This window comes from Synechocystis salina LEGE 00031, from assembly GCF_015207985.1.
Taxonomy (GTDB): Bacteria; Cyanobacteriota; Cyanobacteriia; order Cyanobacteriales; family Microcystaceae; genus Synechocystis; species Synechocystis salina.
On the sequence record NZ_JADEVV010000046.1, the window covers coordinates 20,371 to 32,826 of the forward strand.

Genomic DNA, 12,456 nt, shown 5'->3' on the forward strand with positions numbered 1-12,456 from the left:
TTGTGCCAACCACTGGAAATCCAGTTGGCAAATCGTCCATACTGAATGCTAGGGACTAATCAGAGCCCTGGTGGGGAGTAGAAATTAATACGACTAAAGCATCGAGTTGAAATCTTAGGAGCAAAATATGATTAGCGTCGGACGACAAATTACTATAGCCCTCGGGCTAATGGCGATCGCCTTTGGTTCTGCGTTGCCGGTTCAAGCCCAAATGATGACAGAAGAAAATCTTAATGCCTTGCCCCAATCGGAAGGCAGTGCGGCGGATTTAGCCGGTATTTTGCCCAAGGATAGTGCCCTCTGGCTGGGGGGCGTCGGGGGAGAGGGGGATATCGATGCAGAAGCAGACTACAACCCCTATGAAATTCGTTCAGACCAATTGGATGGGCAACTGACGGACATAGAGAAAGAACAATTATTGGAAAGCTCCCAACTCCGCCTCGGTATTGGTAGTTTCTAACTATCAACGTCCCTGAGGTTGATTAATCCACCACATTGTTCCAAGTAGTTCTAAGTAGGGGCGGGGTACCAAATATCTTCCACTTGTTCCACCAAAGCTTTAGCCCAGGCGGTGGAAGGTTTTGATGCAACATTAGGATTTAACAAAGTCACATGGCCCAGCTTGCGACCGGGGCGACATTCCCCTTTGCCGTACCAATGCACATGGCTATGGGGCAGAGCGGCAATTTCAGCCAATTGTGGTTGATAATCGCCTGCTGATACTTCGTAGCCCAATAAATTCACCATCACCGCTTGGCCGCAATGCAAAGCCGATGAACCCAATGTTTGTCCAGTCACTGCTTGCAGTTGCAAAGCAAATTGGGAAGTGTGGCAGGCATCTAAACTGAAGTGGCCAGAATTGTGGGTGCGGGGAGCTAATTCGTTGATTAGCAACCGTTGCGCCGGGGTATTGGTTTGGCTCGATTCCGGTAACAGGAAAAATTCGATCGCCAGGATGCCGACGTAGTCCAAATGGTTGAGAATGCGGCGGCAGTAATCCTGGGCCGTGGCAGCAATGGCGGCATCAATGGGGGCGGGGGCCACCACCCAACGGCAGACCTGATCAATTTGGCGGGTTTCCACCACTGGATAAATTTCCATTTCTCCTTTAGCATTGCGGGCCCCAAGGACGGCCAACTCCCTTTCGTAGGGCACAAAACTTTCCACCATCCAACTACCAGGAGAGGCTTGACTCAAATCTGGTAAATCCGCCGGGGAATTAATAATTTGGGTTCCTTGGCCGTCATAGCCGTGGCGACGGGCCTTTAACACCCAGGGAAAAGCGGGCAACTGGGAAGGCAATGATTCCAGAGCCCAAAAGTCCGGCACAGGTACACCGAGGTTTTGCAAAAAATGGCGTTGTTCCCATTTATCCAATAAAGGAGCGAGGGAATCGAGCTGGGGATAAAAAGTAACTCCTTGTTCAGCTAACTTTTCCAAGCTGGGCAAATCGACAAATTCATTTTCAAAGGTGATTACCCCACAGTGTTCAGCCAACGCCTTGGTACCCTCTCCATCGGCGATCGCCGCCAACACCACTTTGTCAGCCAATGCCACTGCCGGATCGGTTTCCTCCGGGGTTTGCACTGCCAATTTAAGCCCTAATCGGGGGGCTTCCTGGGCCATCATCCAGGCCAACTGTCCACCACCAACTACCCCTACTGTGGTTAATTGTTTTTCCATCGAACTATCTACTGTCGCCTAGGAGTTTACTTTGCAATATTTATGTCTACTTAATCCATCCCCCACGCTTTCCCTGACAAGCTCCGACAAATGGGGGAACCTTGAACAACCATGGCGCTCCCTAACCGGGGACTGGGCAGGATTTTCCTAACAGACTCTATCCTTTTGACAAGTTTGATTTAACCCGATGGTTTAATCTTTTTTTTTAGGAACAACCAAGGGATTCCCTGGTGCTGTTGCCGGTTTTGGGGTTGACCCCATCAGCCACTTCACATAAGGCGGCCACCTGTTCTGAATCCAACACCGCAAGGGTAAAGTCAGCGCCCTGAATTTTGGCATTTTTAAAGGAAGTCCGGAGCATAATTGCCTCTGCTAAGATGGCATTCTCCAAATTAGCCCCATTGAAACTGGTCAAATAGGCCAAACCATTGGTCAGATCCGCCCCTTTGAGGTTGGCATCGGTGAGGTTAGCACCATTAAACACGGAGCCCCGCAAATCCATAGCTTCAAAAATACTGCTGGTCAAGTCCACATTGGTGAACTGGGCGGTGAGCAGGTCTTGGTCCCGAAAATCCGTTTCCGCCAACACGATATTTTCAAAAGCTGAAGCTCCCCCGGTCACGGAAGAAGAACTAGCGGCGATCGCCGGGGCAGACCAGATCAAACAGGCCACGGTGAGCACAACAAGGAAGGACTGACGAAACACTTTCAGCATTGGGGAAGCGATAACCTGAATTCAGGGCGGCGGTGAGATGTAGACACCAACTAGATTATCAGCAATCAAGGCGCGGGCATACCCCCAACGGCAGATAGGGATTATATTCTGGTCATTTCTTTGGCGACAAGAATTTGTTGATTCACCGGGGCGGTAACCAATGTAGCTAAAAATTAGTGCCGGTAAATTAAGTCTGACCTTGCTATGATCAGGGATGTCTTTTATCCTCTTTTATTGAATATGTACTATTTGCCCCAGCCTCCCTATTTTTTAATTGCGGTAGGGCTTTTTGTTGGGATTTCCTGTGGCGCGGCCTTTGAAGCCACCTTGAAACAGAAAGTGAAGCTTTGGCTAAATACCCCCGCCAGTACTTTGGCAGACCTAGATTTACAACTGCCTTTTATTGGTATCTGTGTGGGAGTTTGTGTATTTTTAGCTTCTGGAGTGCAAATTTTTCTGGGTAATGGTTGGATTTCCTACGCCATTTCCTTGCCCATTACCATTTTTATCGCGGCGTTGGTGTGGCGACAATTGGATAGTTTGCTCAAACAATTAAAAAGCGGTGGATCTGCGGCCATTGATTTAGATATCTTCTAATTAAAGAGAAGAGTTGCCACAATTTTGTTATGGATATTATGGATTTACCCGTTCTCGGCTCCACCCTATTTTTTACCATTTTTTCCCTGATTGGCTTGGTGTTTTTCATCCGTTCTTCGGTTAAAGACCGAACCCAGAAAATCCGGGCTTGGATCGATAATCCCGAGGCGGGCATATTGGATGAGATTAAAACCTATTTCAATAGCCGGGCCTACCGCATTACTAACATTGACCCAGTCCAACAGGCGATCGCCTTTGAGGGGAATGTACAGGCTAGTCCATTTCTCGCAGTGTTTTTGAGTTTGTTGGCGGCCCTAGGACTGCTCTGCCTTGCTTTGGTGTTAGCCGTATTTTGGCCCCAACGGGGTTTTCTCTTTTTCTTCCTACTCTGGTTAGCTCCCCTAGCGGGAACTTTTTACTGGCAAAAAGCGGCCAGGGTAGAAGCGATTACGTTGGAATTGGGAGATCCGGATCAACCTTCCCATCCGGGGCAATATCCTCTAACCATCACCGCCCATCGGGACGAGTTGCGGGAATTACAGGCCCAATTTCCCCTAGATTGGCAAGGAGGAAGTTCCCATTAATATGAGTGATACAGCGGTTACAGTATCTAAAGTAGTGCGGTAAAACTTTTAAAGCATAGGAATTACGCCTGTTTTATGCTGATTAAACTGATGCAAGATTTGCTGTATTTTTGGAGAATTTGCCCAGACTAACTTATTTATTTTTCAATTTTTGTTCCGTTAACTTTGCTTGATAACAACTAAATTTCAAACCCATGGGCTTAGCCGTTGACAGTAATTTGATTGGTAAAATTTTAGCCCCTGCCTTGAGGCTTTGGCTCCGTTCCCAGGTGGAAACGGTGGAGAGTTTGGAATTGGAAATTGACGGCAAAGACCGACAAATTTTGCGGGGTTATGTACCCAGGGTTGCCCTCAGCAGTGATAGAGCCATTTACCAAGGCCTACAACTAGGAAAGGTGTTACTCCGGGGGGAAAATATCCGCATTAACATTGGTCAGGTAATCAAGGGGAAACCCCTCAAATTATTGGAACCAATTCGAGTCAGTGGAGAGTTACAAATCTCCCAAAGCCATCTCCAGGCATCCCTAACATCCACCTTACTGGCCGCTGCTTTTGGGGAATTGTTGGTGGCTTTGTTAGCGGAACAGGGGGTGGCAGATCCCCAGGGCCAGTTAGAAAATTACACTTTCCTTTGGCAGGCGATCGCCTTGGAGAATCAATCTTTTCAGCTCAAGGGTGAAGTACAAGACCCCCAGGGTCAAAGCCATGATCTTTTAGTGCAGGCCCGTCTCCAATTGGCCAGTCCCAAAACCTTACATCTCGAAGACATTACCCTACTAGGACTACCGGCGATCGCCAACCGAAACTTAGAGCGTTTGACTATTGATTTAGGGGAAGATGTGGACCTTGAATCCCTCGATCTAAACAATGGCGAGCTTTTCTGCCTTGGTCAGGTGTTAATCCGTCCTTAAATCTTGGCAGCACAAAGTTGTTATCTACCCCCTAAATTCCCCAACAGTTGATGATTTGTATCTAGTTCCCCCCAACTTGGTGAATCAGGGGGGCGTTCAAACACTTTTTACACGTTGGAATAAACGCTGTTTCTCAAGATGGTATAACCCTTGATTAACTCTTGAATACCCCGTCCCAAAGACCAGTCGGGAGTAAAGCCAGTGCTCAAAATCCTCTGGTTGGAAACAATGTAATCCCGCTTATCTGGATCCTCTCCGATGGGAGCTTCTAGATAAACAAAATTGGGCAGATATTTACGAATTTCGTCACAAAGTTCCAGTTTAGACAAATTAGCATCTTCCAAACCAACGTTATAGGGCTTACCCTTCATGGATTCAAAGTTTTCCAAGCCATGGAGAAACACCTTAGCCACATCCCGGATATGAATATAATTGCGCTTGAAATGACCTTCAAAAATAACCACTGCCCGGTCGTAAAAGGCGCGGTACACAAAGTCATTGACCAACAAATCTACCCGCATCCGGGGAGCCATACCAAATACTGTCGCCAGGCGAAAAGTCATGCCGTTATCCCGGGCTAACACCGCTTTTTCCGCTTCCACCTTAGTTACCCCATAGAGGGAAATTGGTCGCAGGGGACTTTCTTCGGTACAAAATTTACCCTTTTCGCCAATGCCGTAGCCACTGTTGGTAACTGGCATCAAAATCCGCTGTTGAGGGCTGGCAAGTTGACAGATCATTTCCACCGCCGTCTGGTTAGTGGTTTTAGTACCAATTTGATCGCGACTGCACAGGGGAGCACCCACTAGGGCCGCCAGGGGAATGATTACATCGGCGGTTTTGAGCTGTTCTTTAATAAGGTCTTCCTTGCGGCAATCCCCCCGGATAACGTTAAAGGTTTCATACTGACAGCATTCCGCCAAGCTATTTTGCTGGAACATGAAGTTGTCTATCACGGTTACCTCGTAACCCGCCGCCAACAAAGTGGGGGTTAGGACAGAACCAATGTAGCCACCGCCACCGGTAATCAAAATTTTCATAATCACTCCTCCATGTTCTCTTTAACTATTGTTGAGCAAAAAATATCCGTTCCCAGTAAAGCAAAAAAAGGGCAACTTGCCAGAATTATTGCGGGATAGTGAGGGCATCGTGGCGTTTGACCTCCTCCAGATATTGCCCGATCGCCTCGGAGGTTTTGCCCATGTAACGCACTACCCCCCGGTCTAGCCAGATGGTAGTAGGACAGGCATCTTGGATAAAACTCAGGCTATGGGAAACCACCAGAATAGTGGTGTTATGCCCCCAGAGCTTATCCATGCGGGCCTGGGACTTATGCTTAAAACTCTCATCCCCCACCGACAGGACTTCATCCAAAATTAGAATATCCGGCTCCACATCGGTGGCAATGGCAAAGCCCAACCGGGCCGACATCCCCGAAGAAAGGGACTTCACCGGCATATCGCCCAGGGTCTGTAACTCAGCAAAATCAAGGATGGAATCTACCCTGTCCAACATTTCCTGGCGGGAAAATCCCAACATGACGCCGTAGAGGATGATGTTATCCCGCACACATAAATCCGGGTCAAAGCCAGCGCCCAACTCGATTAAGGGGGCTATTTCTCCCCTTACCCTTAGACTGCCGGCAGAAGGTTCCAAAATACCGCAAATCACCTTGAGCAGGGTAGACTTCCCCGAACCATTGGAGCCGATGATGCCAATTTTTTCCCCCGTCACCACCGTAAAATCTATATTGTCTAGGATCAGCTTACGGGAAGGCTTACGATACTTACCTTCAATAAAAGATAGTACGGTGCGCTTCAGGTCGTAGGAAAACTCCTCCTGGGTTCGACGGTACAAAGAAACCTTATCAAGACGAATAACTTCAGACATCTAAAATTAGCTTTACAACAAATCCATGAAATTCTTTTGCCAGGAGCGAAAGCAGAACCAACCCAAGGCCAATAAGATTAAACCATTTAATAGTCCATGGACGATCAAACCAGACTCGGGCAAATCCCCCGACAGGGAAATTTGACGAATACTGTCAATGATCGGTAACAGGGGGTTGATGACTAAAAAGCGACGCACTTGTTCCGGCACAATTTCCGATGGATAAAAAATAGGCGAGCCAATCCAGAGCATGAAGGTAACTAGCTCGTAAAAGTAGGGCAAATCTCGGAAAAACACATAAAGGGCACTGACAAAAAAACCCACCCCAGTGCACACTAGGCTCAGGGCCAAGAGGGGAAAGAAGAGGCAAAGGGCATTGACCAACCACCAGCCAGATTCCCAAGACTTATAAATAGTCACGATCGCCAAGAGGGGGAGTGGCCCCACCACAAATTGGAAAACGTTGGCAATGATCATGGACAGGGGAAAGACACTGATGGGCAGTTTGATCTTGTTCATTAGCCCCCCGCTGGCCACCACACTGGACAGAGCTTGACTGGTGGAAGAGGAAAAAAAGTTAATCACCAACAGCCCCGTAAAGGCCGCCAGGACATAGTTCAGAGCGGAACCATAAAAGGAGGCAAAGGCCGCGCCGAAAATGGCCGCATAAATCCCCGTCATAATTAGGGGGTTTAGCAATGACCAGTAAACCCCCAAAAAGGAACCCCGGTAACGGCCTTTCAGGTTGCGCTCCACTAATATCTGTAACAGTTCCAAGTAGCGCTGAATGGGGGACCAGTTCACCCTTGTCGGTAGCGAAAGAGCCATAAAAAATTCTAAAAAATTGCGGGGCGGCGCCGAGCTAAACAAGAATTGTATAGAGTTGTGTGGCCTTTGTCGAGATAGTTAGATCGTGTGAACTAATAAGGCTTCTCTGAACCAATGGGAAAACAGTGTGCTGATTTCTGAAATCACCATTAATTCAAGCGCTCGAAAAAATCTGCTAGCGAGGTTAGAATAGGCCAGTTCACAAATCTCCCTGCCCAAATTCCATGGTTGTCAGCACCGTTAATCCCACAGCGCCCATGCCTGTGACCCCTATTTTTAACCCCACTGGCAACGATTCCGTCGAGAACCGTACCATTTGGTTTGGTAACACCACCAATTTGATGCAATTAAACGATGTCCGCTACAACTGGGCAGTGGGTTTGTACCAGCAAATGAGAGAGAACTTTTGGATTCCCCAGCGCTTAGACATTACCCAGGATGTTACTGATTACTGGAACCTAACCAACGAAGAACGGTATGCTTTCGACGGGATTTTGTCTTATTTGACCTTTCTAGATTCTGTCCAAACTTGTAACATTCCCCATTTGAAAAGTAGCGTTACCGCTCCAGAAATTAGCCTTTGTATGGCGGAGCAAATTTCCCAGGAGGGCATGCACAACCAGAGCTACCAGTACATGATCGAGACGATTATTCCCACAGAAAAGCGGGATACGGTGTACGAATTTTGGCGCACAGACCGGGTGTTAAAAGAACGGTGCGAGTACATCGCCATGCTCTACCAAAAATATGTCGATCATCCCACCCAGGAAAATTATTTTGTCGCCTTAATGGCGGACTATTTGTTGGAAGGATTATATTTCTACAATGGTTTCATTTACTTTTACAATCTGGCTTCCCGCATGTTAATGCCCGGTTCCGCCGACATTTTTAAAATGATCAACCGGGATGAGTTGAGCCACGTGCGTCTCTACCAAAAGCTAATTCCCGAAGCGATGCAAGTCTTCACCCACTCCACAGATCAAATTTATGAAATGTTTGACAAGGCAGTGGAGTTTGAATGTCGTTGGACTAACCACATTGTCGGCAACAATATCCTCGGCATTACGGAATCTAGTACGGAACAGTACACCAAATACCTTGCTAACAGTCGTCTGCGGGCGATCGGCTTGGATCCCCTTTACACTGAACCCCGCTATGGAAAAAGCCCCTACACCCACTTGGAGCGTTTTTCCGATACGAAAAAAGAAGCCCACACCAAGGCGAACTTCTTTGAAGCAACGGTGACTAGCTATGTGATGTCTTCTGGGGTAGCTGGTTGGGATGAAATTTAAGGGTTGCTCTGTAACCTAACCATTCATTTCTCTGATGTTGCCATTGACCGTCAGTAAGGTAAGTGGAAAACCAAGAACTGCGCCTAAGGGGTGATCATTGTACCTCCCTGCCGGTGGATGATTTCCCAGGCTTGCCCTAACTGGCCAATGCCACACCACTGCCCAGTGCCTTCCACAAAGCGACAGGCCGCTTCCACCTTTGGTCCCATGGAGCCCTCTGCAAAACGGTAACGGCGCAGATTTTTCGGGGTGGTTCGCTCGAAACGGTGGGAGTAATTAGTGCCCCAGTTTTCATACACGCCATCGGTATCGGTGAGGAGTAGTAACCCCTGGGCTTGGAGATTTTTGGCCAACAGAGCGGCGGCCAAGTCTTTGTCGATCACAGCTTCCACCCCCTGCATGCCCCCGGCTTCATCTACCACAATGGGAATGCCCCCGCCCCCGGCACAGACTACCAAGGCACCACTGTTGACTAGCAGTTGAATGGTGGGTAGCTCAATGATGCGTTGCGGTTCCGGGGAAGCTACCACCCGACGGTAACCTTGGCCGTCAGCGGCGATCGCCCACCCCCTTGCCTGGGCCAACTGTTGGGCCTGGGGGAGGTCATAAATGGGGCCGATGGGTTTGCTGGGGCGCAAAAAAGCTGGATCCTGGCGATCGACCACAATTTGGGTCAAGAGGGTGACCACGTCCCGGCCGGGCAGTTGGTTGCGTAATTCCTGTTCCAGGAGATAGCCGATCATGCCTTCGGTTTCCGCCCCTAAAACGTCTAGGGGGTAGGGCTTACAGGATTTTTCACATTCTCCCTGCAGGGCCAGTAAACCCACCTGGGGGCCATTGCCGTGGGTGACCACTACAGAATATTCCTGCACCACCTTGGCGATCGCCAGGGCCGCAACGCGAATGTTAGCTTTCTGAATTTCCACTTCCGGAGGTTGGCCCCTCTGCAACAGGGCATTACCACCCAAAGCAATGACAATGGGTCTGGGGTTAGGAGATGTCATGGACTTTGCCCCCTAGCCCCCGTTGGGCTAAAAATAAATCCACGGCGCTGCCTAATCCCGGTTCTTCCGCTTCGGCATAATCGTAAAAAACCCGCACCAATGGCTTATTCAGGGCAATTAACCGACCCAGATCACTGGGGGTACCGGACACCACCACATCCACGTCAGCGGCATTGAGGGTATCGGCCAAAGCTTTTAATTGGGCAGGAAAGTAACCCATGGCGGGCAAAATTTGGCTCAAATGGGGAAATTTAGCGTAAACTGCTGCGATTTCCGGCACAGCGTAGGGTCTGGGGTCAACTATTGCAATGTTTTCAATGTCCTTAACTGCTTGGTAACCCGCACCATGGCCCATGCCTCCGTGGGTGGTAGTGGGGCCGTCTTCCACCACAATGACCCGTTTGCCCCGCAGATCCAAGGGGGGCTCTAACCGTAACGGCGATCGCCCCTGGATGATTTTGGCACTGGGGTTTAACTGGGCGATGGAGTCCCGCACTTGGGCAATGTGGGCGGCCGTAGCCACATCAGTTTTGGGAATTAAGACAATATCGGCCATCCTCAGCGCCGTTTCCCCTGGATGGTATAAATTTTCATCTCCAGGTCGGAGAGGGTCCACCAGCACAATGTGTAAATCCGGTCGCACAAAGGGAAAATCGTTGTTACCTCCGTCCCAGAGAATGACATCACTTTCCAAAGAGGCTTTTTCCACAATTAGGCCGTAATCCACCCCGGCATAGACCACATGGCCGGCTAAGATATGGGGCTCGTATTCTTCCCTTTCTTCCACTGTGCAGTGGGCCTGGTCTAAATCTTCTAGGGTGGCAAACCGTTGCACTGTCTGCTTTTCTAGATTGCCATAGGGCATGGGATGGCGAATGGCACAAACCCTTAAACCCAGTTGGCGTAACCGTTGGGATAACCAGCGACTCACCTGGGATTTACCGCAGCCGGTACGCACCGCCGACACCGCAATCACCGGCACTATGGCTTTGATCATGGTTTGATCTGGTCCCAGGAGAACAAAATCCGTTCCGATCGCCAAGGCCCGGGAGGCGAGATGCATTACCTGTTGGTGGGACACATCACTATAGGCAAATACAATCTGATCAACTTGGTTTTCCCGGCAAAAATGTTCTAACTCCCCTTCCTCAATGATGGGAATGCCCTGGGGGTACAGTGCCCCCGCTAAACCCGGCGGATAACGGCGATCGGCAATGCCAGCAATCTGGGTAGCGGTGAAGGCCACCACTTCATACTGGGAATCATCCCGATAGACCTGATTGAAATTGTGAAAATCCCGCCCCGCAGCTCCTAAAATCACCACCCGCCGACGGTTGTCAGTAATTGCATTCGTAACCATAGCCCCTTTCCTCCGGACAATAAGCCACGCCGTCACCACTCCCCACCAAGGCAACGTCCGTTTGTTTGATTAACTTGTCGAGCTCAGACACCAGCTCAAAATATGATTAACCGGGCAGTTTTAACGCGTTTTTATCCCTGCTCTGCATTGATCCCCGGTTGCTTTTCTACCTTTTATGATAAACACCAACGGGATTATCCCCAGAACCCTTGTTACAATACTTTGCCTGGGAAACATCTCCTTAACCCTAGTTCAGCCGAAAAATTGCCCATTTTGACGCAGAAAAACCGCTAGGATAGGTCAAATTTAAGGCAACTTTAACTTTGTCTTTTACTCAACCTTTTTTTAATTTACTCCCCCCACCATTGCACCATGGCGATCGCCTCAATCTTTCAAGGGATTTTGCCCTATTACAGGAAGCCATTTTGGCGCCATCTTCTCCTCGGTCTGCTAGTAAGTTTGGCGATCGTTCACCCTTTTCCTCTCTTTGGCCAACTCCAAGCCCAAAACGCCTTTCCCGAAATTAGGGGGGTGTGGATCACTAATAACGACACTGTTAGATTTTTAGATGAGAATCGCACCACTGAATCCATTAATCTCCTGGCCGATCTAAACTTCAACACCATCTACCCCGTAGTCTGGAACTCCGGCTATGTGCTCTACGAAAGTGAATTTGCTAAAAGGGAAGGATTGCAGCCCTTTAGCCCCAGGGGAGACCAGGGTCAGGATGTGCTAGCAGATATCATCGCCAAAGCCCACCGCCGCAACATGTTGGTTTTGCCCTGGTTTGAATTTGGCTTTAAGGCTCCCCCCATGTCGGAACTAGTTAAACGCCATCCTTGGTGGTTTACCCAAAAGCGAGATGGCACCAAAACGTCGGTGAGTGCCGCTGGAGAAGTAATGTGGATGAATCCCTTCCACCCCCAGGTACAGGCTTTTATCACCCAACTGGTCATGGATGCAGTCAACAAATACGATTTGGACGGAGTTCAGTTCGACGATCACACCGCCTTGCCCAACGAATTTGGCTACGACAATTACACCATTTCCCTATACCAACAGGAAACAAAAAAAACTCCCCCAAGCAACCCCAAAGATCCCGCCTGGATTCGCTGGCGAGCTGATAAAATTACGGCTTTCATGGTGCAGTTAAATGCTCGCATTAAAGCTGCTAAACCTAATATTCTCGTATCCGTTTCCCCCGCCACCTATAATCTCGCTTACAACACCTTTTTACAAGACTGGTTAGATTGGATCCGCAAAGGGATTGTTGACGAAGTAATAGTTCAGGTTTATCGGACTTCCCTACCCACTTTTACCGAGCCGATCCAGCGGGCGGAGTTTCGAGAAGCCAAAACCCGAATTCCCACTGCCGTTGGTATCCTCACTGGATTGCCCACTAAGCAGGTTCCCATGCCCCTGGTGAATGACAAGGTTTATGCTGCCCGGGCCCAGGGCATGGGGGTTGCCTTTTTCTATTACCAAACCCTCTGGGACGTTGCACCGGAGGAAAAGGATTATCGCATTCAGTCCTTTCGTCGCCTATTTGCTTCCCCAGCCCCCCGCAGTTTAGCTAGAATTGCCCCTGTCTC

General features: G+C 49.1%; 13 protein-coding genes. 6 read left to right on the forward strand and 7 right to left on the reverse strand.

What is annotated here, in order from left to right; genetic code table 11:
* The first annotated feature begins 127 nt into the window (after positions 1-127).
* Positions 128-460, forward strand: coding sequence for a hypothetical protein (locus IQ217_RS14485; RefSeq protein ID WP_194020490.1), 333 nt, complete (start codon positions 128-130; stop codon positions 458-460).
* Positions 461-510: 50 nt separating this feature from the next.
* Here the strand turns inward: IQ217_RS14485 and purK are convergent, their stop codons facing one another.
* Both purK and IQ217_RS14495 read right to left on the reverse strand, forming a co-directional pair.
* Positions 511-1,683 carry a 5-(carboxyamino)imidazole ribonucleotide synthase gene (gene purK / locus IQ217_RS14490; RefSeq protein WP_194020491.1) on the reverse strand — a complete coding sequence of 391 codons (1,173 nt, stop codon included), beginning with the start codon at positions 1,681-1,683 and terminating at the stop codon, positions 511-513.
* Between the two features lie 205 nt (positions 1,684-1,888).
* Positions 1,889-2,398: a pentapeptide repeat-containing protein gene (locus IQ217_RS14495; RefSeq protein WP_194020492.1), complete on the reverse strand. Its 510-nt coding sequence runs from the start codon at positions 2,396-2,398 to the stop codon at positions 1,889-1,891.
* Between the two features lie 204 nt (positions 2,399-2,602).
* On the opposite strand from IQ217_RS14495, the gene IQ217_RS14500 reads away from it, so the two are divergent.
* The 3 genes from IQ217_RS14500 to IQ217_RS14510 all read left to right on the forward strand — a co-directional run bounded on the left by IQ217_RS14500 (position 2,603) and on the right by IQ217_RS14510 (position 4,490).
* Complete coding sequence (locus IQ217_RS14500) at positions 2,603-2,995, forward strand: hypothetical protein (RefSeq protein WP_190599180.1); 393 nt, start codon at positions 2,603-2,605, stop codon at positions 2,993-2,995.
* A 38-nt stretch (positions 2,996-3,033) separates the two neighbouring features.
* Complete coding sequence (locus IQ217_RS14505; RefSeq protein ID WP_228024140.1) at positions 3,034-3,579, forward strand: cofactor assembly of complex C subunit B; 546 nt, start codon at positions 3,034-3,036, stop codon at positions 3,577-3,579.
* A gap of 194 nt (positions 3,580-3,773) precedes the next feature.
* The gene (locus tag IQ217_RS14510; protein WP_194020494.1) at positions 3,774-4,490 is read left to right on the forward strand and encodes an LmeA family phospholipid-binding protein; all 717 of its coding nucleotides are present in this window, start codon (positions 3,774-3,776) and stop codon (positions 4,488-4,490) included.
* A 107-nt stretch (positions 4,491-4,597) separates the two neighbouring features.
* Here IQ217_RS14510 and IQ217_RS14515 read toward each other — a convergent pair whose 3' ends face one another.
* The 3 genes from IQ217_RS14515 to IQ217_RS14525 form a co-directional block, all read right to left on the reverse strand.
* Positions 4,598-5,530, reverse strand: a complete 933-nt coding sequence (locus IQ217_RS14515) for an NAD-dependent epimerase/dehydratase family protein (RefSeq protein WP_190599177.1) — start codon at positions 5,528-5,530, stop codon at positions 4,598-4,600.
* Between the two features lie 85 nt (positions 5,531-5,615).
* Positions 5,616-6,380: an ABC transporter ATP-binding protein gene (locus tag IQ217_RS14520; RefSeq protein WP_190599176.1), complete on the reverse strand. Its 765-nt coding sequence runs from the start codon at positions 6,378-6,380 to the stop codon at positions 5,616-5,618.
* Positions 6,381-6,392: 12 nt separating this feature from the next.
* Positions 6,393-7,208 (reverse strand): ABC transporter permease, encoded by an 816-nt coding sequence (locus tag IQ217_RS14525; protein WP_190599175.1) that lies wholly within the window; start codon positions 7,206-7,208, stop codon positions 6,393-6,395.
* Between the two features lie 224 nt (positions 7,209-7,432).
* Between IQ217_RS14525 and IQ217_RS14530 the strand changes: the two genes are divergently transcribed.
* A complete protein-coding gene (locus IQ217_RS14530; protein WP_228024139.1) occupies positions 7,433-8,500 on the forward strand; it encodes a ribonucleotide-diphosphate reductase subunit beta in 1,068 nt (355 codons plus the stop codon).
* Between the two features lie 83 nt (positions 8,501-8,583).
* Here the strand turns inward: IQ217_RS14530 and IQ217_RS14535 are convergent, their stop codons facing one another.
* Together IQ217_RS14535 and IQ217_RS14540 are read right to left on the reverse strand one after the other, a co-directional pair.
* Positions 8,584-9,504, reverse strand: a complete 921-nt coding sequence (locus IQ217_RS14535) for a carbamate kinase (RefSeq protein WP_194020495.1) — start codon at positions 9,502-9,504, stop codon at positions 8,584-8,586.
* Positions 9,491-10,864 (reverse strand): cyclic 2,3-diphosphoglycerate synthase, encoded by a 1,374-nt coding sequence (locus IQ217_RS14540; protein ID WP_228024138.1) that lies wholly within the window; start codon positions 10,862-10,864, stop codon positions 9,491-9,493. The genes IQ217_RS14535 and IQ217_RS14540 overlap by 14 nt, the downstream gene beginning before the upstream one ends.
* 372 nt (positions 10,865-11,236) lie before the next feature.
* Between IQ217_RS14540 and IQ217_RS14545 the strand changes: the two genes are divergently transcribed.
* The coding region (locus IQ217_RS14545) for a family 10 glycosylhydrolase (protein WP_194020496.1) at positions 11,237-12,456 on the forward strand (1,220 nt) is incomplete at its 3' end.